Origin of the sequence: Ligilactobacillus sp. UO.C109 (assembly GCF_026847815.1) — a bacterium.
Taxonomy (GTDB): domain Bacteria; phylum Bacillota; class Bacilli; order Lactobacillales; family Lactobacillaceae; genus Ligilactobacillus; species Ligilactobacillus salivarius.
In genome coordinates, this window is sequence record NZ_JAPSFH010000027.1 from 20,058 (window position 1) to 44,613 (window position 24,556).

A 24,556-nucleotide genomic window follows, 5' to 3' on the forward strand; every position below is an offset into this window, starting at 1 on the left:
GCATATTTTTGTCGCAACCTTTTGTTTTATGTTTTATTATTAAGTTAAGAGTTAAGAAAAACGTTAATTGTGATATATTATTACGTTTTAATAGATTAGGAGTGATGAATTAGATGTTGCAATTGTATAATACATTAACTAATCAAAAAGAAAAATTTGAACCATTAAATCCTGGAAAAGTGACAATGTACGTCTGTGGCCCAACAGTGTATAACTATATTCATATTGGTAATGCTAGAAGTGCGGTTGCTTTTGATACAATCAGACGTTATTTAGAATATCGTGGTTTTGAAGTAAACTATGTTTCGAATTTTACAGACGTTGACGATAAAATCATTAAAGCAAGTCAAAAAATGAATCTTTCAGTTAAAGAAATAACTGAGAAATTTATTAATGCGTTTTATGAAGATACAAGTGCTTTGAATGTAAAGAAAGCTACATTGAATCCTCGAGTAATGGATAATATGGATGATATTATCAAGTTTATTGAAGTTTTAGTGCAAAAAGGATATGCATATGAATCTGCTGGAGATGTATATTATAAGACTAGAAAGTTTAAAGATTATGGTAAACTATCTGGACAATTAATAGATGATCTAGAACAAGGTGCTAGTAGCCGAGTCGATGATATCGACCAAGATAAAAAGCAAGATCCATTAGATTTCGCTCTTTGGAAAAAAGTAAAGCAAGGAGAAATATCTTGGAATTCTCCTTGGGGACAAGGACGTCCAGGGTGGCATATTGAATGTTCAGTAATGTCTACTAAATATTTAGGAGATACAATAGATATTCATGCTGGAGGACAAGATTTAGAATTCCCACATCATGAAAATGAGATTGCACAAAGTGAAGCAAAGACTGGCAAAAAATTTGCTAGATATTGGTTACATAATGGATTTGTAACAATTGGTGAAGAAGATCAAAAAATGAGTAAATCTTTAGGAAATTTTGTAACAGTACATGATTTACTAAAGAAAGTAAACCCTCAAGTTATTAGATTCTTTATGTCAACAACTCAATATCGTCGACCAATCCGATATAGTTCTGCTAATTTAAATGAAGCAAAAGTTAATCTAAATAAATTGCAAACAGCTTATGAAAACTTAAGTTATCGTTTAAAAGATAGTGTAGAAGGAAATGATAAAGAAGTAGAAGTTAATTTTGCTAATCTTGAAAAAGATTTTGTTAAAGTTATGGATGATGATTTTAATGTACAAAATGGGATTTCTGTTATTTATGAAATGGCTAAACAACTAAATATCTATTCAGAAAAAGAAAAGGTATATACTGATACTATTAATAACTTAATTAACACTTATAAGAAAGTCGTAGAAATTTTTGGTATAAGTTTTAGTGAAGAAAAAGAATTGTTAGATGATACGATTGAACAACTTATCCAAGAAAGAAATGAAGCAAGAAAAAATAAGAACTTCAAACGTAGCGATGAAATAAGAGATCTACTAAAAGAACAAGGAATAATATTAGAAGATACAGCACAAGGTACAAGGTGGAAGAGAAATGATTAAAGAAGATGTAGACTATAATCAAATGAATGGGATTGCCTTAGCATATATGGGCGATGCAATTTATGAAATTTATATTCGAAGACATTTATTAGCTAAAGGTTTAACTAAACCAACAAAGCTACATCACAAGGCTACTCATTATGTATCTGCAAAGGCACAAGCTTTTTTAATCGAAAAAATGCAAGAGCAAAATGTTTTGAATGATGAAGAGTTAGAATTCTTTAAGCGTGGTAGAAATGCCAAAAGTCATACTTCTGCAAAAAATACTTCAGTTGTAACTTACAGAATTTCTACAGGCTTCGAAGCATTATTTGGTTATCTATATCTAAGTGATCAAATCGAAAGATTAGAGGAATTAGCAGATTGGTGTATTAATACAGTAGAGAAAGAAGGGAAATAATGAAAGAAGAGCAAAAAGATTTTATTATTGGACGTCATCCAGCTATGGCGGCTTTAAAAAAGAAAGATAGCAATATTAATAAAGTTTTTGTTCAAGAAGGATTAAAGGCGGATGCTATTCAGGAAATATATACTTTAGCTAAAGCCCGAAAGTTAGTAGTTTCTAGAGTTCCTAAAACTAAACTTGATAATTTAGTAAATGGACAAAATCACCAAGGTGTAGTGATTGCTATAGCATCATATAGTTATGCTACAATTGATGATTTGTTTGAAAAAGCTCGTAGTAAAAATGAAGATCCTTTTTTCTTGATTTTAGATGGAATTGAAGATCCACATAATTTAGGTTCAATTATGAGGACCGCAGATGCAGCAGGAGTTCATGGAATTATCATTCCCAAAAGACGTGCAGTGCAGTTGACTTCAGTTGTGGCAAAAACTTCGACAGGTGCTATTGAACATGTACCTGTTGTGAGAGTTACAAATTTAGTACAAACTGTTAAAGAATTAAAAGAACAGGGAGTATGGATCTTTGGGACTGATATGAAAGGTACTGATTTTAGAAAGTGGAGTGCTAAGGGAGCAACAGCTTTGGTAATAGGAAATGAAGGTAAAGGAATTTCTCCACTTTTGAAGAAAACTTGCGATGAAATGTTAACTATTCCAATGGTAGGACATGTTCAAAGTTTAAATGCAAGTGTAGCTGCTAGTTTATTAATATATCAAGGATTTACTTCAAGAGGAAATTAATATGAAAAAGAATATCTTGATTGTTGATGCATATAATATGATAGGAAATTGGCCACAATTAGATAAATTAAAGAAGAGTGATAGGCTAGAGGATGCTAGAGATTTACTTTTGAAAATATTATCTAATTACCGTAAACAGGCTAATACAGAAATTATTGTAGTATTTGATGCGATGTATGTACCTGGTATGACAAAACAATATGAGCAATATGACTTACAAGTGGTATGGACAGCTGAAGATCAAACAGCAGATACTTATATTGAATCATTGGCTGGAAGATTACAAACACCATTGACTCAGGTAAGAGTAGCAACAAGTGATCAAGCTGAACAATGGACAATTTTTTCGCAAGGAGCATTGAGACTCCCAGCGTGGGAATTATATCAGGAAATAAAAAGATCTAAAAAAGAGGTTAGACAACAGGCAAAGATATATCAAAATCAAAAAGCCGCAAGACGTTTAACTTGGAATGATGATCAGTTAGAAAAATTAGCTGAGTATCGGGATAAATTAATGGGAAAAGAAAAATAGTGTGATTGACATTTTAGGATATATCATGATAGAGTTTATTTGATTCAGTGTAAAGGAGTAATTTATGGCTAATAAGAAAAAAGTAGCACTTGCTTGTTCTGAATGTGGTTCACGTAATTATACAATTACTGAAAATCCAAATCGTACAGAAAGACTAGAAGTACAAAAGTTTTGTAAGTATTGTGGTAAGCATACGTTACACAGAGAGACAAAGTAATTGCTGAGGAGTGATTTAATTGAAATTTCTAAAGAATGTTATTAAAACTATGAAAGATACAACATGGTTGAATGCAAAGGAAACAAGAAGAGATACAACTACTGTTATTATTTCTTCATTGCTATTTATAGGCTTTTTTGCTGTTGTGGACTGGGTTATTCAATCAGCCTTATCATTACTTGTATAGTTGTTTGATATTATATCTAGCAATAAAAGAAAACATTTGCTATAATTACGAAAGAAAGCCCCGGGATTCGTGGAGGCTTTTTTATTTTCAATAAATTTAGAAAGGAATGGAAAAATGGCACATACAGTAGAATCAGTTGAAAAGAAATGGTATGTTTTACATACTTATGCAGGATACGAAAACAAGGTTAAAGAAAATTTAGAATCAAGAGCAACTTCAATGGGGATGGAAGATTACATTTTTAGAGTAGTTGTTCCTGAAGAAGAAAAGCATGAAACTACTAAAACAGGAAAAGAAAAAGTAGAAAAATTAAAAACATTCCCAGGATATGTATTAGTAGAAATGGTAATGACTGATCAATCATGGTATGTTGTTAGAAATACTCCTGGCGTAACTGGGTTTGTAGGTTCACATGGATCAGGAAGTAAGCCAGCACCACTATTAGATGAAGAAATTAATCATATTCTACATGAATTAGGAATTAGTTCACGTCATTCTAACTTTGATGCTGAAGTAGGGGATGCAGTTACTATTATTGATGGTGCATTTTCTGGTTTAGTTGGTAAGATTACAGAAATTGATACTGAAAAGATGAAATTAAAAGTTGATATTGATATGTTTGGCCGCGAAACAGCAGCTGAATTGAATTATGATCAAGTAGATAAATTAGTATAATAAATACTTGCATGGATGAAATACAAATGATATAATTCATGAGTATGATTTTTATCATACAAGTGGGAGGCTAAATTTTTTATAGCCATCCGTACCACACACGGAAAGAGGAGGTTTTTACCGTGGCAAAGAACGTAGTAAACGTTGTTAAATTACAAATTCCTGCTGGAAAAGCAACTCCAGCTCCACCAGTTGGTCCTGCATTAGGTCAAGCAGGTATCAACATTATGGGATTCACAAAGGAATTCAATGCTCGTACAGCAGATCAAGCTGGTATGATCATTCCTGTTGTGATTAGTGTATACGAAGATCGTTCATTCGACTTCGTTACAAAGACACCACCTGCTGCTGTATTACTTAAAAAAGCTGCTGGTGTAGAAAAGGGATCTGGCGAACCTAACATGAAGAAAGTTGCTACTGTAACTAAAGATCAAGTTAAGGAAATCGCAGAAACAAAGATGCAAGATCTAAACGCTGCAGACGTTGAAGCTGCAATGCGCATGATTGAAGGTACTGCACGAAGCATGGGCTTTGTTGTAGAAGACTAATTTCTACGGCCACGCTTCTCAGACGGATACTCTATGAAAATAGATGTATCAAGTGGGAGGTTTATCCGATAGACCACATATTGCAAGGAGGAAATTTCACTAATGGCTAAGAAAAAAAGTAAAAAGTATTTAGAAGCTGCTAAGCAAGTTGAAGAAGGCAAGTTATACAATGCTTCTGAAGCATTTGGCTTAGTAAAGAAGATTGATTTTGCAAACTTTGATGCTACTATCGAAGTTGCTTTCAACTTAAACGTTGATACAAAACAAGCTGATCAACAATTACGTGGTGCTATGGTTTTACCAAATGGTACTGGTAAAGATCAAACAGTTGTTGTATTTGCTAAAGGTGCAAAAGCACAAGAAGCTAAGGATGCAGGCGCAGACGTTGTTGGTGACGACGACTTAGTTGCACGTATCCAAGACGGTTGGTTGGACTTTGATGTTGCTATTGCAACACCAGATATGATGGCACAAGTTGGTCGTTTAGGTCGTGTATTGGGACCTAAAGGCTTGATGCCAAACCCTAAGACTGGTACAGTTACAATGGATGTAACAAAGGCTGTTACAGATGCTAAGTCTGGACAAGTTACATACCGTACAGACCGTGACGGTAACGTACATGTTCCATTGGGTAAAGTATCATTTACAGAAGAAGCACTTGAAGGTAACTTCAAAGCTGTTTATGATGTAATTGCTAAGGCTCGTCCTGCATCTGTTAAAGGTGTTTACATCAAGCATGTTTCTGTTGCTTCTACATTTGGACCAAGTGTTACATTAGATACAACAGCACTTTAATTTAAATAATGAGGTGGGAAGATAAATTCTTCTCACTTTTTTATTATTTTTTCTTGACACTTATAATAGGCTATGGTAACCTATTAAAGGTCAAGTTAATAATTCTACCTAAGACTCAGGTGGCTAACGCCTTAAATTTATGCCTGCCGAGGAGTAAACGTATCTCTCTCTGTGTCTTGGTGTGGACATAGAGCTTTTTATTTATAAAAAGCTTTTGACACAATGACTAGGAGGTGAATTAATAATGAGTAAGGAAATTATCGCAAAGAAAGCTGCTATCGTTGAAGAAGTTTTTGAAAAATTCCAAAGTGCTTCTTCTGCTGTAGTTGTTGACTATCGTGGCTTAACTGTTGAAGAAGTTACTGATTTACGTAAGCAACTTCGTGAAGCTGGTGTAGAAATGCGTGTTATCAAGAATACATTCTTGAAACGTGCAGCTGACAAAGCAGGTTATGAAGGTTTAGATGATACATTCTCTGGCCCTACTGCTGTTGCATTTGGTGGTGAAGACATCACTGCACCTGCTCGTATTATGGCTAAATTTGCAGAGGATCATGAAGCTTTAGAAATTAAAGGTGGTATGATCGAAGGTAAGATTGCTTCTCTTGAAGAAATCAACGCTCTTGCTAAATTACCAAACCGCGACGGATTACTTTCAATGCTATTATCTGTATTGCAAGCTCCAGTTCGCAACTTTGCTTATGCAGTTAAAGCTGTTGCTGACAGCAAAGACGAAGATGCAGCTTAATTCTAAATTATTAGTTGCATAAATTACAATTAACAAAAAAAGAATTTTATCTATGTATGGAGGAAAATAAAATGGCATTAGATACAGAAAAGATTATTGCTGACTTAAAAGAAGCTAGCATTCTTGAATTAAACGACTTAGTAAAAGCTATCGAAGAAGAATTTGGTGTTTCCGCTGCTGCTCCAGTTGCAGTTGCAGGTGCTGCAGGTGCAGACGGTGCTGCAGAAAAGGATTCATTTGATGTTGAATTAACAGATGCAGGTTCTGCAAAAGTTAAAGTTATCAAGGCAGTTAAGGATATCACAGGTCTTGGCTTGAAAGATGCTAAGGGCTTAGTTGATGGTGCTCCTTCCGTAATTAAAGAAGGCGTTGCTAAGGACGAAGCAGAAGAATTGAAGGCTAAACTTGAAGAAGTTGGCGCAAAGGTAACATTGAAATAATTTATTTTAATTTTACTTTTAGAGATCAGTTTAACGACTGGTCTCTTTTTTCATATATGAGTAATTATCTTATCCAGGAAAGAAGGTGGAATAGGTGAGTACTTTAGATAATATGGCTCATGCAAGTAACGAAAGAAGAAATCAAAATATAATGAAGTTACGTCAAGCATTTAATGATGAGAAATACAATACGATAAGTCAAGCTGCTAGAGGTACGGGATATACATATCAAACTGTAAAAAAATGGGCTATTGATGGAGATATTCCACTACTTGATGAGAATGGAACTTCAATAGTTAAAATCACTGAGGATAATCAAAGAAAAGTAAATGAGAAACGTAGAATTGAGCATATAAACAAATTAAATGAAATATTTCATAAAAAAGAAGCTATAACTGTTTCTGCGTGTGCTAGTAAATTAGGTTATCCAGAGGAAACAATAATTTCATGGGCGAAACAAGGAGAGATACCATTGTTAATGGCAAATAATGAATTAGTAGTACCATTTAACGAGTATAATCGTCCGTATTGGTTAGATAGTGATGATTTTCTTTAGGATTTAGTAATTTTTAATTTCCTTTACAATCTTGATTAATTACTACGTATTAGTGATAATAGAGAGAGGGATTGGAGGATGTAACATGAAAAAAGTTAAGGATTTTATCAAACAAAAATCCACAATTTTACAATTAATGTTTGTAGCTTCAGTGTTAATATTAGTTTTAGTGGAAATTAGTAAAATTATTAGGGATGTTGATTGGAATCAGGTTAGTGATGGCTTGCTGAGTCAGTCAATTTTTTCAATTATTATGATGCTAATTCTAGGAATGTTTTCTGTTACTCCAATGCTAATTTACGATATTTCGATAACTTCTTTTTTATCAGAAAAGTTTAATTGGAAATATATTTTAAAGAGTGGCTGGATAACAAATACTTTTACTAATATTGCAGGTTTTGGGGGGATATTAGGAGCTACATTAAGGGCTAGTTTTTATGGTAAAAAATCTAGTAAAAAACAGGTTTTGTATGCTATATCTAAGATTGCTTTATTTTTATTAGCAGGATTATCAATATATTGCTGGGTATCGTTATTTATAATCTTTGGTTTACATATAGGTGCTGGATTAACTAAATATTGGATTTGGTTAGTCGGTGGGGGTCTGTATTTTCCATTGTTATTTAGTATTACTAAATTCAAAAATAATGCTTTTTTTGGTGATCTTACGTTAAAAAAAGAACTATTTTTAATACTGGGTTCTTGTTTGGAATGGGCAGGCGCAGGTCTATTTTTCATATATATTGGATTAGTTTTAGGGGTAAAATTCAATATACTTGAAATATTTGCTTTGTACATTATTGCGTCCGTTTTTGGGGTTATATCAATGGTTCCTGGTGGATTAGGTTCGTTTGATGTTTTTATTATCCTAGGAATGGAAAGCCTAGGCATAGGTAATGCAGATGTAATTGTATGGTTGCTATTTTTCCGTATATTTTACTATATTGTGCCATTTTTTGTAGGTACTGTTTTATTTGTGCATACTTTAGGTAATAAAGTGAATGAGTACTTCGATGGTATTCCAAGTGCATTATTACAAAAAACGGCTCATATATTAATTACAATTTTTATGTATGCATCTGGCATAATAATGTTAATAGAAGCAGCTGTTCCAAGTTTTGCTTTTTCTAACTTTATTCTGGTCAAGTTATATCCGTTAACATTTTTATTCTTACATCAAATGACAGACGTGATATTTGCTTTCTTGCTAATTGCAATGGGTAGAGGCTTTGAATCTAGAGTTAAAAAATCATTTTGGCCAACGATAATAGTTTTAGGAATAGGAATTGTTAATACTTTATGGAGGGTTTATACTCCAGGTTTAGCATGGTTTTTAATCTTTATTATGGCTTGTGTGATCCTCTCAAGAAAAGAACTTTATCGAGAACAATTACGTTATTCATTTGGAAAAATGTTTGTAGATGGTGGAATATTTACAGTAACATTTTTGTTGTATTTGTTAGTTGGATTCTTGAATTTTAGACCAATAGGACATAAAAGTATCCCAGTACCAGAAGTTTTAATTTTTCAAGGACAGCAAATATGGTTGTCAGGTTTTATGGGAATGATTTTAGCTGGCATAATAATGTTAATAATTATAACTAGCTTTACATCAGATACTGATCCGTTTAGAAAAATGAATTTCGATAAAAAGAGAATTAAAAAAATTATAGATAATTATTCTGGCAATGAAGTTAGTCATTTAGCCTTTTTAAGAGATAAAAATATTTATTATTACAGAGTTAATGGTGAAGATATAATGTATTTCATGTATCGCAGGAAAAATGACAAGTTAATTTTTATGGGAGAACCTGTGGGAAATATGGATTATTTAAAAGATGCCATTAAGGAACTAATGACACAAGCAGATTACTATGGCTATGAATTAGTTTTCTATGAAATAAATTCTAAATTAACCATGTTGTTACATGATTTAGGCTTTGACTTTATAAAGAATGGTGAAGAAGGATATGTAACTTTGAAGGACTTTTCACTGTCAGGTAAGAAAAAACGTGGTGAGAGGGCATTAATCAACAAATTCGAGCGTGAAGGATATACTTTTGAAATGATAGAACCTCCGTTTTCTAAAGAGTTGATTCAAGAGTTAAAACAAGTCTCTGACAGTTGGTTAGATGGTCAGTTAGAGAAGGGCTTTTCATTGGGTTTTTTTGATGAATATTACCTAAATCAAGCTAATATAAGTATTATTAAAGATGCTGATAATAAAATTGTTGCATTTGCTTCAATGATGCCTATGGATGATAAGACTTTATCAATAGACTTAATGAGACATAGTAAGCAAGCCCCTTCTGGAATAATGGATAAAATTTTCATTACCTTATTTGAGTATGGTAAAGAAAATGGTTATGAACGTTTTGATATGGGAATGGCACCATTAGCTAATGTAGGGACTTCTCAGTATAGTTTTATTGAAGAAAGAGCTGCACATTTTATTTATGAGTATGGATATTCATTTTATGGTTTCCAAGGCTTAAGAGATTACAAAGATAAATATGTCAGTTATTGGTTGCCTAAGTATACTGCTTATAGAAAGAGAAGTTCAATTGTTTCTACAATGCTAGAAGTAACAAGCGTTGTTAATAGTAAGAGAAGAGAACAATTTAGAAGAGAGATTTCACTTTCAAGATTCTGGTCATAAAAATTATTAATTTAATATAGTATAAAAAATATCCTCGTCAATTTTCAGATCGATTGACGAGGATATTTTTATCTATTTATCAGAGTTATCATCAAAGTTAAATAGGTAATCAGAATCTTCCATTGCTTCAACGTCACCAAGGAGATATCCATTACCAACTTGGGAGAAAAAGTCATGGTTAGATGTAGAAGTTGAAATACCATTCATAACAACTGGATTAACATTTTGCGCATATCCATCAGCAAATAGTGGATCCATACCTAAGTTCATTAATGCTTTATTAGCATTGTAACGAAGGAAAACTAATACATCATCAGTCCAACCAACTTTGTCATAAAGTAAGTGAGTATATTTTTCTTCATTTTCGTATAACTCATAAAGCAAATCGTACATCCAAGAAGTAAATTCTTCTTGTTCATCATCAGATAGTTCATTAAAGCCTAATTGAAACTTATATCCAATGTAAGTACCATGAACTGATTCATCGCGAAGAATTAGTTTAATAATTTCTGCTACGTTGGCTAATTTATTATGACCTAACCAATATAGTGGAGTATAGAATCCTGAATAAAATAAAAATGTTTCTAAAAATACAGAAGCAACTTTCTTTTGTAAAGGACTACCGTTTTGATAAATTTCATTGATACGATTAGCTTTATATTGCAAGATTTCATTAGAATTTGTCCAATCAAAGATTTCTTCAATTTCCTTAGGAGTGTTTAATGTAGAAAAAATTGAAGAATAACTTTTAGCATGAACTGATTCCATAAATTCAATGTTATTCATAACAGCTTCTTCGTGTTGTGTACGAACATCTTTCTTCAATGAAGACATACCATCTTGGGATTGAAGTGTATCTAATAAAGTTAAACCACCGAATACTTTACCAACGACGTCTTTGTCATCTTCATTAAATTCACGCCAATCAGATAAGTCATTGGATAAAGGAATACGTGTATCTAACCAGAATTGTTCAGTAAGTTTTTCCCACGTAGCTTTATCAATTTCATCTTCTAAAGCATTCCAATTAATAGCGGTATATGATTTAGTCATTATCTAATTCTTCCTTTCTAAATTGAACAACTTTCGCATTCATTTGCACCAACTTCAGATGCATCATCAGTAAAAGTACGTACATAGTAAATAGATTTAACACCTTTATAATGTGCATAATTGCGAAGAATAGATAAATCTCTAGTTGTCATTTTATCAGTTCTTCCATTCTTCCACTCATATAAACCTGCTGGAATTGTTGAACGCATAAATAATGTTAAACTCATACCTTGATCAACATGTTGTTGAGCTGCTGCATAAGTATCGATAACTTTACGCATATCAGTATCGTATGCTGATTTGTAATAAGGTAAAGTTTCATTTGACAAGTAAGGTGCAGGATAGTAAATCTTTCCAATTTTTCTTTCTTGACGTTCTTCAATTCTATTGATGATAGGGTGTAGACTAGCTGTTGTGTCATTGATATATGAAATAGAGCCATTAGGTGCTACAGCTAATCTGTTTTGATGATATAAGCCGTATTTCATAACATTTTCTTTAAGACTAGTCCAGTCAGATTTTGTAGGTATAAAGATACCATCAAATAATTCTTTAATACGTGCATTTTTTGGTGCAAATTCTTGATTTAAATAAGTATCAAAGTAACTACCGTCAGCATATTTACTATTTTCAAAATTATCAAAAGTAACTTTTCTTTCTTTTGCAATTTTGTTTGAAGCTACTAAAGTCCAATAGTTTAGTAACATGAAATATACACTAGTAAATTCAAGAGCTTCAGGTGATCCATATTCAATTTGATTTTTAGCAAGGTAAGCATGTAACCCCATAGCACCTAAACCGATAGTATGAGCTAATCGATTTCCGTGTTGGATTGATGGAACAACATCAATATCCGATTTATCAGTAACAAAAGTTAAAGCTCTAGTCATAACTTCAACAGATTTACCGAAGTTAGGTGATGCCATAAGGTTAACAATATTAGTAGAACCTAAGTTACAGCTAATATCTGTCCCTAGAACTTCATATTCTTGACGATTATTAATTACTGAAGCACGTTGAACTTGTAAAATTTCGGAACATAAATTACTCATAACAATTTTTCCAGAAATAGGATTTACTCTATTAGCAGTATCTATGTTAATAACATAAGGATATCCAGATTCTTGTTGTAACTTAGAAATTTGTTCTTCTAAATCACGAGCTTTAATAACTTTCTTAGGAATATTTGGATTAGCAACCATATTATCATATTCTTTAGTGATATCCACATAAGAAAATGGTTTGTGGTAAACACGTTCAACTCCCCAAGGATCAAAAAGATACATGTCTTCATTTTTAGCTACTAATTCGTAGTATTTATCTGGAACTACTAATCCTAATGAAAGGGTCTTTACACGAATTTTTTCATCAGCATTTTCTTTTTTAGCAGATAAAAATGCTTCTATATCAGGATGGAAGACATTTAAATAAACAGCACCAGCACCTTGACGTTGACCAAGTTGGTTTGAATATGTAAAGCTATCTTCAAGTAACTTCATAACAGGAACGACACCAGATGCAGCTCCATGAATTCCTTTAATAGGAGCACCAGCACCGCGTAAATTGGAAAGATTAATACCAACACCACCACCAATACGTGATAATTGTAGGGCAGAATTAATATTTCTTCCGATTGAATTCATGTCATCAGTCATTTGGATTAAGAAACAAGATACCAGTTCTCCACGGCGTTTACGACCGGCATTCAAGAAACTTGGAGTAGCAGGTTGATATCTTTGATGGATTAATTCATCAGCTAATTCTAAAGCTAATTTTTCATCTCCATCACCAAAATAAAGAGCGTTAGTAGCAACTCTATCTATAAAGTTTTCTAAATAGTAGGCATTATCGTCAGTTTTTAAAGCGTACTGAGCATAAAATTTATATGCCGCCATAAAAGTTTTAAAATGAAAATCTTCTTTTTTTAGGTAATCATATAATTTTTCGATAAATTCAAATGAATATTTAGAAATAAACTCTTCTTCATAGTAGTTATTTTGAATTAAATAATTAATTCGTTCCTTAATTGAAGAAAATTGTTTAGTATTAGGCTTAACATTTTCATTTAAAAAGGCTTCAAGAGCCTCTTTATCTTTTCCTAATTGGATTTGACCATTTACAGGAATATTTATTTCATTATTTAAATCAAAATAAGTAACTTTACTAATATCAATGTCCTTTAGACTCAAGTTCCTTCACCGCTTTCTTAAAATTTGAAACATCAGTAGGAGTTCCATTAAATTCAAATGCATAAATTAATGGAACGTGATATTCGTAAGATAGATTTTTTGCTGTAAAGATAAATAATTCAGCAAAGTTACGATTACCAGTTCCAACAATTCCTTTAAGATAATGACTATTATTTTGATACTCTAAAAAGTCATTTATGGGTTCTGTTATCTGTTTATCATAAGTAGGTGTAATTAATACAAAGGGATCATTTACTTCAAAAAAAGGATTGGCAGCATCTATTTCAAAATATTTATAGTTGCTGCCTAATTTTTTGATAAATCTTTTTGTTTGTCCAGTTACCGTGAAGTAAACTATTTTCATTGAGCAATCAACTTCTTCAATAAGTCTGGACGGAAACCATTTACGATAGGGGAATCATTTTCTTCCAACACAGGTACAGCTTGGAATCCCTTGTTCTTTAAATAGTCAATATATTCAGGATTTTCAGAAATGTTGTGTTCTTCAAACTCAACGTTATGTTGTTTTAAAAATTTTTTTGTCATTTTACATTGAATACAATTGTTTTTAGTGAATAAATCTAATTTCATAAAAACTACCTCCGTAACTTCTTGTGTATTTAGTATACAATATATAGAGAAAAATTCAAGTCTAACTACACCATATATTGTGGGTTTTTAATAATAGTGTCCGACATGTTGTGTTAATGGGAATTTTGGTAAAAACAATAATTTGCTAAGGTAGAAAAAAATGCGTATTATTATAGATATAAATTACAGGAGAAAAAGACAATGACTAATTATTATTATTCTTCAAACCCAGACGTAGAACATAAAGAAAAAAAGTGGAATTTCGAATTGCTGGGAAATAACATACATTTTACAACAGATAATGGAGTTTTTTCAAAAAATACGGTTGATTTTGGTACAAGAGTACTATTAGAAACTATTGATGCTAATTTAGATTTAGATAATAAAAAAATACTAGATATGGGTTGCGGCTATGGCCCTATTGGATTGTCAATAGCAAAAGCATATCCAAATAGTCAGGTAGATATGGTAGATGTCAATGAACTAGCCCTTGAATTAGCCAAGAAAAATGCAGCAAATAACAATATAAATAACGTTAAAATTTTTAAATCTAGTCAATATGAAGATATTAATGAAACTGATTATGATTTGATAATTACAAATCCACCTATAAGAGCGGGAAAAGATGTTGTTCATGGGATTTTAGCAGGATCAAAGCAACATCTAAATCTCGGTGGCAGTATTGTAGCTGTAATTCAAAAGAAACAAGGTGCACCTTCTGCAATAAAGAAATTAAATGAAGTATTTGAAAATTGTCAAACTCTAAATAAGAAGAAGGGATATTTTATTTTACAAAGTGAAATGATTAAATAGCGAGGTGATTTTCTTGCCATTGACTGATGAACAAAAAGTGAAATTTATGAAAGAAGCTTTATTTGAAGCAAAATTAGCAGCTAAGATTGGAGAGGTGCCAATTGGCTGTGTAATTGTAAAAGATGGAAAAATCATTGGGAGAGGGCATAACTTAAGGGAACATAGTCAGAATGCTACACTACATGCAGAAATGTTAGCCATTGAGGAAGCAAATGAAACAGTTAATAGTTGGAGGTTAGTCGATACTCAACTTTTTGTAACATTAGAACCTTGTCCAATGTGCAGTGGAGCGATTATTAATTCAAGAATTCCTGAAGTATATTATGGTGCATCTGATCCTAAAGCAGGAACTGTAGGAACATTGATGAATTTACTTGAAGATAGCAGATTTAATCATCAATCATTTGTAGAAAAAGGAATTTTAGAAAATGAATGTGCTTCTATTCTGAAAGATTTTTTTAAATCAATTAGGAAAAAAATGAAGAAAAAAAGAAAAAATCGAGTGAAAGACTAGATATTTTTGACTAATTCGTGTATCATAGTATTTGCCGCAAGGCCTTGAGGCAATGTTGTCTTTGTGAAGCGTGTCAGGTCCGGAAGGAAGCAGCACTAAGCAGAGTTCGCATGTGCCTTAAGTTAATATGAAATGTTAACTCTCGGTTTTGTTCTTGGAGCAACCGAGAGATTTTTTTTGATGAATTTTGGAAGGAGGAGTCTCTTTGAGTTATCAGGCTCTTTATCGAGTTTGGCGTCCACAAAGATTTATGGATCTAGTTGGTCAAGAAATGGTGACCAAAACTCTGAAAAATGCAATTATAACTCACCAAACCTCGCATGCTTACTTATTTACTGGTCCTAGAGGAACTGGTAAGACATCTGCAGCAAAGATTTTTGCCAAGGCTATAAATTGTCGCTTTTCAAAAGAAGGTGAGCCTTGTAACGAGTGTGAAACATGTAAGGCCATTACGGAAGGGCGTTTAAATGACGTTATTGAAATAGACGCGGCTTCTAATAATGGTGTAGAGGAAATTAGAGATATTAGGGATAAAGTAAAGTATGCGCCCACAGAAGCTGATTATAAAGTATACATTATTGATGAAGTTCATATGTTATCAACTGGTGCATTTAATGCTTTGTTAAAGACCCTTGAAGAACCTCCAGCAAATGTAGTCTTTATCTTGGCTACAACGGAACCGCATAAAATCCCGGCAACTATCATCTCAAGAACGCAGAGATTTGATTTTAAGAGAATAACTGCTGAGTCTATTTTACAAAGAATGATTTATATTTTAGATCAAAAAAATGTAGATTATGATGATAAAGCTTTAAAAGTAATCGCTAAAGCTGCTGAAGGTGGAATGCGTGATGCTTTAAGTTTACTAGATCAAGTAATCTCTTTTGGTGATAATAATGTTACTTTAGATAACGCATTATTAGTAACGGGGAGTGTTACACAAGAAAGTCTATTTAATTATCTGAAATTTGTACTATCTAAAGATACGACTAATGCTTTAAAAGAAATTCAGCAGATTGTAGAACAAGGTAAAGATGCCAATCGCTTAATTGAGGACTTAATTAATTATTGTAGGGATTTACTATTATACCAACAAGCACCAGAAATGGTTTCTGATGGCGAATTAGGTTTATTAGATGATAAATTTAAGAAATTATCTCAACAAATAAATGTTACTCAAATTTACCAAATCATAGATGAATTAAATAAACAGCAAGAGAATATGAGATTCAGTTCTCACCAATCTATTTATTTGGAAGTATTAACTGTCAAACTAACGCAATTAAGTACGAACAGTGAAGCTGATAGGGTATCGAATGTTGATTTGAGCCAAATTGAATTATTAAAGCAAAAAATAGAAAATTTACAACGTAAAGTGGATAGTTTATCCAGTAATACAATTCAAATTGAAAAGAATAATGAACCTAGAAAGCAAGTTAGAAAAAATACAACAAAGGGACAAAAAAATGTTAAAATTAATTTGTCACAAGTTTATAGTGTATTAAACAATGCTACAAGGCAATCACTAAATGAATTGAAGCAAGTTTGGCCAGATTTAATGAATATGTTATCTGTTACTCAAAGAGCAATTATGCATGTTAGTGAGCCTGTTGCAGCTAGTGAAAATGGTGTTGTTGTTGGCTTTGAATATGCATTTTTATGCCAAAAGGCTCTTGAAGACCAAGAGTTGATAGATACTCTGGAAAATGGATTAGATAGACTAATTGGAAAGGTTCCAAGTTTAGTATTGATTCCAGTAGAAAATTGGCCTGAAATAAGAAGTAACTATCTTAAACAAAGAAAAAATGGGACAGTAGTTATTACTGATGATACAAATGAACAATCTCAGGATAATAATGATCAATCTGCTTCAACTCAGCCAACTATTATACAAAAAGCTGAGGAACTATTTGGTACAGACATTGTTGAAATAAAAAATGATTAATTGAAAGGATATGATGAATAATGATGCGTGGTATGAACATGCAAAGTATGATGAAACAAATGCAAAAACTACAAAAGAATATGAAAAAGGATCAAGATGAGCTAAATGCAACTATTTTTGAAGGTCATGCAGCTGATGATGCTGTAGTAGTAAAATTTACTGGTGATCACAAGATGACAGATATATCTATCAAGGAAGAAGCTGTTGATCCAGATGACGTAGATATGTTACAAGATTTAGTACTTATGGCAGTTAATGATGCTATGAACAAGATTGATAAACAAACACAAGAAACAATGGGCAAATATTCTCGTAATATTCCAGGACTATAATTTTTCTAGAAGGAAGGGGTTATTAGATGCAATATCCAGAACCTATTTCTAAATTAATTGATAGTTATATGAAATTACCAGGAATTGGTAGTAAAACGGCAACTAGATTAGCATTCTATACAATTGATATGCAAGAGGATGATGTGACTGAATTTGCTCAATCTCTGATCTCTGCTAAAAGAGATTTAAGTTATTGCAGTATTTGTGGCAATATTACTGAAAGTGATCCTTGCATGATTTGCGCTGATAAATCGCGAGATAATAGTAAGGTTGTTGTTGTTGAACAACCAAAGGATGTAATGTCATTAGAAAGAATGAATGAGTATCATGGTTTGTATCATGTACTCCATGGTGTATTATCTCCAATTGAAGGAAAAGGTCCTGAAGATATAAATATTGCTTCTCTTTTAAGAAGACTGCAGAAAAATGGAGCAATAAAGGAAGTTATCATTGCTACTAATGCAACCCCTGAAGGAGAAGCAACTGCTATGTACATTGCTCGTTTAGTAAAACCAGCTAATATAAAGGTTACTAGATTAGCACATGGATTAGCTGTAGGTAGTGATATTGAATATGCAGATGAGATGACATTATTTAAAGCTATTGAAGGACGACAAGAAATTTAAGGTGGTGGGTATTCTGTTCGGTAGAAATAAAAAGAAATTACGCAAAGAATACGATGAAGAACTACTTTATTTAATAGATCAGGCTAAAAAAAATTGGGATCACGCTAGACAAACAGAACAAGCTGTATATGAAGTAGATGAGGAATTAGTGGCTGAAACTCAGCTTGCAAAAGCTAAATATCAATTTTTATATCAAGAAGCTAAGTTGCGAAATGTCAGGGGACATATTCAATCCTCTGTAATAGATCATTAATTAAAGAAAGAGGAATTGTAATTTAAAATAGCAGTTCCTCTTTTTATTTTTTGCAATTAGACATAAAGAAAAAATTAAAGTAGAATTGAATTAATATTATATGCAATGAGGTTTTTTTATTGGAAGGAAAATTTATAACATTTGAAGGTATTGATGGTTCAGGTAAAACAAGTGTATTAAAGGGTGTTATAGAGCATCTAAATGGTAAGAAAATAGATAATTATATTTGGACCAGAGAACCCGGTGGAAATAGAATATCAGAAGCTATCAGAAAGATCATTTTAAATGTTGAATATACGGAAATGGATGCAAGAACAGAGGCATTACTATATGCGGCAGCTAGACGACAACATTTAGTTGATACAGTACTACCAGCTTTGAATGAAGGAAAGTTAGTCCTATGTGATCGTTTTGTTGATAGTTCTGTAGTATATCAAGGAGTAGCTAGGGATATAGGTGTAGAGCCAGTTATTAAATTAAATGAGTTTGCTACTGAAAATCTCAAACCAGATTTAACTTTATACTATGATGTTGAACCGGAGATAAGTTTGAAGAGAATTAGCAATAATCGTCAAAATCAAGTAGATAGATTAGATAAAGAATCTATGGATTTTTATCATAAGGTAAGACAAGCTTATTTATCATTAGCTGAAAGCAACAAAGAAAGAATTAAAGTTATTGATGCAAGCCAAAATTTAGATAAGGTTATAGATGATACATTATCTATTTTAAATAATTTTATGTAATTTCCATAGTTAGAATTAGAGGTATCCAACTAAAATGAAAATGTCTATAACGGAAAGACAACCGTTTTTAACGAAACATTTTGCAAAATTGATTAGAGAAAACAAGCTGGTACATGCATATTTACTATCAGGCGCTGAAGGTACTGGAAAAATAGAATTAGCAAAGTGGATTGCTAAGGGGATATTCTGTTTAAATTCACAAAATGGAGTACCTTGTTTAAAGTGTTCTGAATGTAATAGAATTGAGAATAATAATCACCCAGATGTAGTTACTATTATGCCAGACGGATTATCAATAAAAGTTGAGCAAATAAGATATTTGAAGTCGGAGTTTAATAAGAGTGGGGTAGAAAGTGATAGGAAAGTATTTATTATCCAAGATGCTCAGAAAATGTCAATTGGAGCTGCAAATAGTTTATTGAAATTCTTGGAAGAACCATCTGGAAATATAACAGCTTTTTTATTAACATCAGAACCACAAAAATTGTTACCAACTATTATTTCAAGGTGTCAAGAAGTTGAAATGCAACAACTTACTTCTGGACAATTGGAGCAAGAATTAATTTCAGAAGGTATTTCTGAGAAAAATAGTCATATTTTAGCCAATCTTGCTCAAAGTGTAGTTGAGGCTAAAAAAATTAATGATAATGAAAATTTTGATAAGATTTTAGCAACTGTCAATAATTGGTATCGAAAATTGTTAAGAAAAGATTTATTATCATTTGTAATGATTCAATCAAAAATTATCGGACTTATTCAAAATAAAGAAGATCAAAATCTAGTATTACAAGTTATAATATTAACTGTACGTGATACAGTTTTAGAACGTTTTGGATTGACAGAAGAAATAGTCTTTAAAGAAAATATAGATTTTATCCAACAAAATACTGCACAGATAGCAAATAGTAAATTGATTAATAGCTTAAATTTGGTGGTAGAAAGCAATAGAAAGTTAGCAAGTAATATATCTATGCAAAATATGTTAGAAACTTTAACGTTAAATTTGTTTGATTGCTATTTTAAATAAATAGGAGTGGTACTGTGAATAAACGAGAACTATATGATAGTTTTGAAGAATTGGAGAAACAAACAAAATTTACATTATCTCAAATTGAACGGATAAAAGCTGAGATGGGTAAAGTAATTGAAAAGAATGCAGAGTTAGAAATTGAAAATCAACATTTAAGAGAACATTTGCATGAAATTGAGCAGAAACAAAAAGGCAACAAGGAAGGAACAGAACTCTCTAAATCTAGAAAGAATTTAGAAAAATTGTATGAGGAAGGATTTCATGTCTGCAATGTGGATAATATGTATGGTTCACGAAGAGTTAATGATGAGCCATGTGTATTTTGCCAGGATGTGATATATGGTGATAGGCATTAATGGTATTACAAGTAATTAGTAGTTTCAAAGGACAAACTTCAAATGGAATTTTATATTTGGTTCCAACTCCTATTGGAAACTTAGGAGATATGACACCTAGAGCGATAGAAGTTTTAGGTGAAGTAGATTTAATAGCAGCAGAAGATACTAGAAATACCCAAAAGCTATTAAATCATTTTAATATCAGTACTAAACAAATTAGTTTTCATGAACATAACACTCAGGAAAGAATACCTAAGTTAGTTGAAAAGTTAAAGACAGGTATAAATATTGCACAAGTTAGCGATGCAGGTATGCCATCTATAAGTGATCCTGGGCATGAATTGGTTGAGGCGTGTATTAAAGAAGATATACCAGTTGTACCACTACCAGGAGCTAATGCAGGTATAACAGCGTTAATAGCTTCGGGATTAATTCCACAGCCATTTTATTTCTATGGTTTCTTGCCACGAAAAAATAGTGAACAGAAACAAGAATTAACGAATTTAAAAGGACATACTAGCACAATTATTTTCTATGAAGCTCCACATCGATTGAAAAAGACCTTAAAGAATATGTTAGAGGTGCTGGGAAATAGAAAAGTTGTATTATGCCGCGAATTGACTAAAAAATTCGAAGAATTTATTAGGGGAAATTTAGAAGAAGTAATGGAATGGGCAAATACTTCTGAGATTCGTGGAGAATTTGTAATAATACTAGATGGTAATCATAATGAACAAGTAGAAGAGAATAAGGTAACCACTGATTTAAGTATTGAAGAACAGGTAAAAGAGTTGATTGAAGATAGGAATTTAAAACCTAATCAAGCAATTAAAGAAGTAGCTAAAGAAAATGGACTAAAAAAACAGGAAGTATACAATTTATATCATCATTTGGATTAGAGGTAATATAAATGGTAGCCAAGAGATACAATGAGAAACATCGGGTAGTTTTCTACGAAACTGATGTAACTAAGAATATAAATATTGGAATGTTAGTTGATTTGATGATGTTAGCATCGGAAAATCAGAGTGAACAATTAGGTATAGGAACAGATAAAGTAAATGGTCTAGGATATGGATGGGTTATTACTCAACATGTTTTGGAGATTGAACGCCTTCCTAAGATAAATGAGGAAGTTAAAATTTGGACAGAAGCAGATTCTTATAATAAATATTTTTGTTATCGCGAATTTGGAATAGATGATATGGATGATAATCCGTTAGTAAGGATGCATACAATCTTTGTATTAATGGATTTTAAAAATAGAAAAATTTCTCAGATTGTACCAGAACTTATTATACCTTTTGGGGCAACTGAAACTCCTAAGGTGAAACGATATAAAAATGTTAAAAAGATAAAGGAAATAGACAATCATAAAAAATATCAAGTTCGTTTTATGGATATAGATTCAAATCATCACGTTAATAATGTACACTACTTTGACTGGATGTTAGATACGTTAGACTATGATTTTCTTAGCAAACATACGCTAAAGAAGATAAATATTCAGTATAAACAAGAAATTACATATGGTGATATAGTAACAAGCAATATCCAAATAATAAATAGTAATGATACAATTACTACTTTACATGAAGTTAAGAATAATGATAAAGTATCATGTTTAGCTGAATGTGAGTGGATATAAAAGAAAAGGCACTGACAATAGATAGAATAATAATTCTATTGTCAGTGCTTATTTTATTATTATGAGATTGCATCGCTAACAAAATTAACTAAATCTTTACCTTTCAAGCCGGCACTAATACCAACTAATAATTTTATTCGAGCTTTTTGACCATTTAATCCTTGGCAGAATATGACGCCCATCTCCTTTAACTGAACACCGCCACCTTCGTAAGAATAAACATCTTCAGCGATACCATTAAAACATCTAGAAACTAAAACGACAGGAATATTTTTATCAATGATTTTCTTTAAACTAGGAAGTACATGTGGTGGAAGGTTTCCAGCACCAAGAGCTTCTATAACTAAACCATTAGTATTACTTGTATCGCTAGCAATAAAATTAAAAAGTTCATTATCCATACCAGCATATGCTTTTAATAAATATACATGATTTACAACATTTTGGATAGGTAAGGCAGTATGTCTAAGTAACTCTTCAAAAAATGAAACTTTATGTTTAGATACTAAACCAATTGGTCCAAAAGTTGGAGTTCTAAAAGTTGCAACATTGGTTGTATGAGTTTTTGTAACATATCTAGCAGTATGAATTTCATCATTCATTACTACTAAAACACCTTTACCATGAGCTTCATCACTAGCAGCAGTTTGAATAGCTGTTTGAAAATTATGTAGACCATCAGATCCAATTTCATTTGCGGATCGCATTGCACCAGTAATAACGATAGGAAATTTACTAGGAATGGTTAAATCCAAAAAATAAGCAGTTTCTTCAAGAGTATCTGTACCGTGAGTGATAACAACACCATCAATATTTTCATCAGCAGCACGTAAAATTCTTTTTTCCAGTAGAAGCATTTGTTTAGGTCCAATATGTGGAGAAGGATAATTGAAAATATCTTCAGTAATTAAGTTTAATTTTCCAGCAAAAGGATTAGCAAATTGATTAAGAGGATTAGAAGAATCGGGAGATACAGCACCATTTTGATCTTCAGACATTGCAATTGTTCCACCAGTATGTAGTATTAATATGTTTTTCAAATTAAACCACCTCATAAGAATAAATATATGTAAGCTAATTATAACTACCTAAAAAATGAATGTCGAGAAAGAATTAAGATAACAGATTTTTAATCAATAAGTTAGTGTGATAAAATTATACGAGTAAAACTCAAACGAGGTGAATATAATTATGAAAATATTGGCAATAGATACGTCTAATAGACCTCTAAGTGTGGCAATATTAGAAGATAAAAGATTGTTAGCAGAAACTACTACTAATGTTTTAAAAAATCATAGTACTACACTTATGCCAATTGTAGAAGATTTATTAAAAAAAGCTGCAACAACGATTCAAGAAATAGATAGATTTGTTGTTGCTAAAGGTCCAGGTTCATATACGGGTTTAAGAATAGGAGTTACTACGGCAAAGACTTTTGCGTTTACTTTAAATAAAGAATTGGTGGGGGTTTCTAGTTTAAAAGTATTGGCGGCAAACTATAAAAATACTAATAGGATTATTGTCCCTTTATTTGACGCTAGAAGACAAAATGTTTTTGCCGGGGTATATCGTTGGGAAAATGGAGAATTGGTTAATGTAATGCCTGACGGGCATATTTCTTTAGAAAAACTTCAAGAAAAATTAAAAGGCAATGAAATTGTCTTTGTGGGTGAAGATGCAATTAAGTTAGAAAAAGAAATTGGTGAATTCTTTACTGGAGAAGACTATATTTTTGCTGAAGGAAAAGATAATTATCCGTCAGCAATGGTGTTAGGTGTTTTAGGACAGAAAGAAAGCGTAGTAGAAAATATTAACGATTTTATTCCAGATTATTTGAGATTAACACAAGCTGAAAAGCAGTGGCTAGATAAGAATAGTGATGAAAAAATTAAGTACGTTAAAAAATTTAATGACCAATTATAAAACAATGTTTAAACAATATAAGAAAGTTTATTCTTTTGAGGAATGTTTATATCAAAATAGAATTACTTTAAGGCAAGCTATAGTTACAGATATTAATAGTTTTCTACAAATTGAAGAAGACGTTTATGATGGAAAAACACCATGGAATCATACAGCGTTTTTGCAAGAAATGTTGAACAATAGACGTTCGATTTATATATCTGCAGTAGCTAAAAATGAAGTTATTGCATTTATAGGTGTAGACTTTTATCCATTAAAATGTGAAGCACATATTACTAATTTTGCAGTTGTTACTCCATATCAAGGACAAGGACTAGCAAAGTTTATGATGAAAAAAGTAATGGATTTTTGCAAAGATGAAGGCTATAAAGTAATTTCTTTAGAAGTGAACAATAATAACATTATTGCGAAATCATTGTACGCTAAAATGGGTTTTAAAGAAGGAAAATTCTTAAAAAATTATTATACTGAAACTTTGGAAGATGCAATAGAAATGTACGTCTATTTATAATTTAAAATTTAAGGT

At 31.8% G+C, this 24,556-nt stretch carries 31 protein-coding genes, 1 other RNA gene and 1 other annotated feature; of the genes, 27 read left to right on the forward strand and 5 right to left on the reverse strand.

From position 1 onward, the window contains the following. The first annotated feature begins 113 nt into the window (after window positions 1-113). The 13 genes from cysS (at window position 114) to mprF (ending at window position 10,029) form a co-directional block, all read left to right on the forward strand. Entirely contained in the window at window positions 114-1,526 is a 1,413-nt protein-coding gene (cysS, locus tag OZJ21_RS04335; protein ID WP_003706513.1) for a cysteine--tRNA ligase, read from the forward strand. Then, complete coding sequence (locus tag OZJ21_RS04340) at window positions 1,519-1,926, forward strand: Mini-ribonuclease 3 (protein WP_003700685.1); 408 nt, start codon at window positions 1,519-1,521, stop codon at window positions 1,924-1,926. Before cysS ends, OZJ21_RS04340 begins: the two co-directional genes overlap by 8 nt. Further along, window positions 1,926-2,672: a 23S rRNA (guanosine(2251)-2'-O)-methyltransferase RlmB gene (rlmB, locus tag OZJ21_RS04345; protein ID WP_003702630.1), complete on the forward strand. Its 747-nt coding sequence runs from the start codon at window positions 1,926-1,928 to the stop codon at window positions 2,670-2,672. Before OZJ21_RS04340 ends, rlmB begins: the two co-directional genes overlap by 1 nt. A gap of 1 nt (window position 2,673) precedes the next feature. Further along, a complete protein-coding gene (locus OZJ21_RS04350) occupies window positions 2,674-3,204 on the forward strand; it encodes an NYN domain-containing protein (RefSeq protein WP_003700683.1) in 531 nt (176 codons plus the stop codon). A 64-nt stretch (window positions 3,205-3,268) separates the two neighbouring features. Further along, window positions 3,269-3,421 carry a 50S ribosomal protein L33 gene (rpmG, locus tag OZJ21_RS04355; protein WP_003700682.1) on the forward strand — a complete coding sequence of 51 codons (153 nt, stop codon included), beginning with the start codon at window positions 3,269-3,271 and terminating at the stop codon, window positions 3,419-3,421. Window positions 3,422-3,440: 19 nt separating this feature from the next. Then, the gene (gene secE, locus OZJ21_RS04360; protein WP_003700681.1) at window positions 3,441-3,608 is read left to right on the forward strand and encodes a preprotein translocase subunit SecE; all 168 of its coding nucleotides are present in this window, start codon (window positions 3,441-3,443) and stop codon (window positions 3,606-3,608) included. Between the two features lie 114 nt (window positions 3,609-3,722). After that, window positions 3,723-4,283, forward strand: coding sequence for a transcription termination/antitermination protein NusG (gene nusG, locus OZJ21_RS04365; protein ID WP_003702631.1), 561 nt, complete (start codon window positions 3,723-3,725; stop codon window positions 4,281-4,283). Window positions 4,284-4,405: 122 nt separating this feature from the next. After that, complete coding sequence (gene rplK / locus OZJ21_RS04370; RefSeq protein ID WP_003700679.1) at window positions 4,406-4,831, forward strand: 50S ribosomal protein L11; 426 nt, start codon at window positions 4,406-4,408, stop codon at window positions 4,829-4,831. Between the two features lie 102 nt (window positions 4,832-4,933). Continuing rightward, window positions 4,934-5,626, forward strand: a complete 693-nt coding sequence (gene rplA, locus OZJ21_RS04375; protein ID WP_003700678.1) for a 50S ribosomal protein L1 — start codon at window positions 4,934-4,936, stop codon at window positions 5,624-5,626. 89 nt (window positions 5,627-5,715) lie between these two features. Further along, window positions 5,716-5,835, forward strand: a sequence feature (ribosomal protein L10 leader region). Window positions 5,836-5,870: 35 nt separating this feature from the next. Next, window positions 5,871-6,374, forward strand: a complete 504-nt coding sequence (gene rplJ, locus OZJ21_RS04380; RefSeq protein WP_003706514.1) for a 50S ribosomal protein L10 — start codon at window positions 5,871-5,873, stop codon at window positions 6,372-6,374. A 71-nt stretch (window positions 6,375-6,445) separates the two neighbouring features. Continuing rightward, a complete protein-coding gene (gene rplL, locus OZJ21_RS04385) occupies window positions 6,446-6,814 on the forward strand; it encodes a 50S ribosomal protein L7/L12 (RefSeq protein WP_003702605.1) in 369 nt (122 codons plus the stop codon). A gap of 94 nt (window positions 6,815-6,908) precedes the next feature. Further along, window positions 6,909-7,370 (forward strand): hypothetical protein, encoded by a 462-nt coding sequence (locus tag OZJ21_RS04390; RefSeq protein WP_003706516.1) that lies wholly within the window; start codon window positions 6,909-6,911, stop codon window positions 7,368-7,370. An 85-nt stretch (window positions 7,371-7,455) separates the two neighbouring features. Continuing rightward, window positions 7,456-10,029 (forward strand): bifunctional lysylphosphatidylglycerol flippase/synthetase MprF, encoded by a 2,574-nt coding sequence (gene mprF / locus OZJ21_RS04395; protein WP_003706517.1) that lies wholly within the window; start codon window positions 7,456-7,458, stop codon window positions 10,027-10,029. Between the two features lie 72 nt (window positions 10,030-10,101). Here mprF and nrdF read toward each other — a convergent pair whose 3' ends face one another. The 4 genes from nrdF to nrdH are packed head-to-tail and all read right to left on the reverse strand — an operon-like array spanning window position 10,102 to window position 13,862. Continuing rightward, on the reverse strand, window positions 10,102-11,082 hold the full coding sequence (gene nrdF / locus OZJ21_RS04400) for a class 1b ribonucleoside-diphosphate reductase subunit beta (protein ID WP_003703371.1): 981 nt from the start codon (window positions 11,080-11,082) through the stop codon (window positions 10,102-10,104). 17 nt (window positions 11,083-11,099) lie between these two features. Continuing rightward, window positions 11,100-13,271, reverse strand: a complete 2,172-nt coding sequence (gene nrdE, locus OZJ21_RS04405) for a class 1b ribonucleoside-diphosphate reductase subunit alpha (protein WP_201897565.1) — start codon at window positions 13,269-13,271, stop codon at window positions 11,100-11,102. Then, window positions 13,252-13,635 carry a class Ib ribonucleoside-diphosphate reductase assembly flavoprotein NrdI gene (gene nrdI / locus OZJ21_RS04410; RefSeq protein WP_268857501.1) on the reverse strand — a complete coding sequence of 128 codons (384 nt, stop codon included), beginning with the start codon at window positions 13,633-13,635 and terminating at the stop codon, window positions 13,252-13,254. The genes nrdE and nrdI overlap by 20 nt, the downstream gene beginning before the upstream one ends. Next, window positions 13,632-13,862 (reverse strand): glutaredoxin-like protein NrdH, encoded by a 231-nt coding sequence (nrdH, locus tag OZJ21_RS04415; RefSeq protein WP_003700670.1) that lies wholly within the window; start codon window positions 13,860-13,862, stop codon window positions 13,632-13,634. Before nrdH ends, nrdI begins: the two co-directional genes overlap by 4 nt. A gap of 201 nt (window positions 13,863-14,063) precedes the next feature. On the opposite strand from nrdH, the gene OZJ21_RS04420 reads away from it, so the two are divergent. The 12 genes from OZJ21_RS04420 (at window position 14,064) to OZJ21_RS04475 (ending at window position 22,107) form a co-directional block, all read left to right on the forward strand. Further along, entirely contained in the window at window positions 14,064-14,675 is a 612-nt protein-coding gene (locus OZJ21_RS04420) for a class I SAM-dependent methyltransferase (protein WP_003703376.1), read from the forward strand. Window positions 14,676-14,688: 13 nt separating this feature from the next. Next, a complete protein-coding gene (gene tadA / locus OZJ21_RS04425; RefSeq protein ID WP_003703380.1) occupies window positions 14,689-15,189 on the forward strand; it encodes a tRNA adenosine(34) deaminase TadA in 501 nt (166 codons plus the stop codon). A gap of 41 nt (window positions 15,190-15,230) precedes the next feature. Next, window positions 15,231-15,316: signal recognition particle sRNA small type (gene ffs / locus OZJ21_RS04430), an RNA gene on the forward strand. Window positions 15,317-15,394: 78 nt separating this feature from the next. Next, the gene (dnaX, locus tag OZJ21_RS04435) at window positions 15,395-17,134 is read left to right on the forward strand and encodes a DNA polymerase III subunit gamma/tau (RefSeq protein ID WP_034997825.1); all 1,740 of its coding nucleotides are present in this window, start codon (window positions 15,395-15,397) and stop codon (window positions 17,132-17,134) included. A gap of 17 nt (window positions 17,135-17,151) precedes the next feature. Continuing rightward, window positions 17,152-17,466: a YbaB/EbfC family nucleoid-associated protein gene (locus OZJ21_RS04440; protein ID WP_080550229.1), complete on the forward strand. Its 315-nt coding sequence runs from the start codon at window positions 17,152-17,154 to the stop codon at window positions 17,464-17,466. A 26-nt stretch (window positions 17,467-17,492) separates the two neighbouring features. Further along, window positions 17,493-18,092 (forward strand): recombination mediator RecR, encoded by a 600-nt coding sequence (recR, locus tag OZJ21_RS04445; RefSeq protein ID WP_004564332.1) that lies wholly within the window; start codon window positions 17,493-17,495, stop codon window positions 18,090-18,092. A 13-nt stretch (window positions 18,093-18,105) separates the two neighbouring features. Next, window positions 18,106-18,345, forward strand: a complete 240-nt coding sequence (locus OZJ21_RS04450) for a YaaL family protein (protein WP_011476227.1) — start codon at window positions 18,106-18,108, stop codon at window positions 18,343-18,345. 119 nt (window positions 18,346-18,464) lie between these two features. Next, complete coding sequence (tmk, locus tag OZJ21_RS04455; protein ID WP_003703369.1) at window positions 18,465-19,091, forward strand: dTMP kinase; 627 nt, start codon at window positions 18,465-18,467, stop codon at window positions 19,089-19,091. Window positions 19,092-19,125: 34 nt separating this feature from the next. Further along, entirely contained in the window at window positions 19,126-20,118 is a 993-nt protein-coding gene (gene holB, locus OZJ21_RS04460; RefSeq protein ID WP_099459691.1) for a DNA polymerase III subunit delta', read from the forward strand. Window positions 20,119-20,132: 14 nt separating this feature from the next. Beyond that, the gene (locus OZJ21_RS04465; RefSeq protein WP_003700660.1) at window positions 20,133-20,477 is read left to right on the forward strand and encodes a DNA replication initiation control protein YabA; all 345 of its coding nucleotides are present in this window, start codon (window positions 20,133-20,135) and stop codon (window positions 20,475-20,477) included. Next, window positions 20,477-21,358, forward strand: coding sequence for a 16S rRNA (cytidine(1402)-2'-O)-methyltransferase (gene rsmI / locus OZJ21_RS04470; protein WP_004564334.1), 882 nt, complete (start codon window positions 20,477-20,479; stop codon window positions 21,356-21,358). Before OZJ21_RS04465 ends, rsmI begins: the two co-directional genes overlap by 1 nt. 11 nt (window positions 21,359-21,369) lie before the next feature. Next, on the forward strand, window positions 21,370-22,107 hold the full coding sequence (locus OZJ21_RS04475; protein ID WP_099459692.1) for an acyl-[acyl-carrier-protein] thioesterase: 738 nt from the start codon (window positions 21,370-21,372) through the stop codon (window positions 22,105-22,107). 59 nt (window positions 22,108-22,166) lie between these two features. Here OZJ21_RS04475 and OZJ21_RS04480 read toward each other — a convergent pair whose 3' ends face one another. Continuing rightward, window positions 22,167-23,147, reverse strand: a complete 981-nt coding sequence (locus OZJ21_RS04480; protein WP_003706526.1) for an asparaginase — start codon at window positions 23,145-23,147, stop codon at window positions 22,167-22,169. A gap of 151 nt (window positions 23,148-23,298) precedes the next feature. Between OZJ21_RS04480 and tsaB the strand changes: the two genes are divergently transcribed. Both tsaB and rimI read left to right on the forward strand, forming a co-directional pair. Beyond that, window positions 23,299-24,030: a tRNA (adenosine(37)-N6)-threonylcarbamoyltransferase complex dimerization subunit type 1 TsaB gene (gene tsaB, locus OZJ21_RS04485; RefSeq protein WP_099459693.1), complete on the forward strand. Its 732-nt coding sequence runs from the start codon at window positions 23,299-23,301 to the stop codon at window positions 24,028-24,030. Further along, the gene (rimI, locus tag OZJ21_RS04490) at window positions 24,017-24,541 is read left to right on the forward strand and encodes a ribosomal protein S18-alanine N-acetyltransferase (RefSeq protein WP_235720951.1); all 525 of its coding nucleotides are present in this window, start codon (window positions 24,017-24,019) and stop codon (window positions 24,539-24,541) included. Before tsaB ends, rimI begins: the two co-directional genes overlap by 14 nt. The last annotated feature ends 15 nt before the right edge of the window (window positions 24,542-24,556 follow it).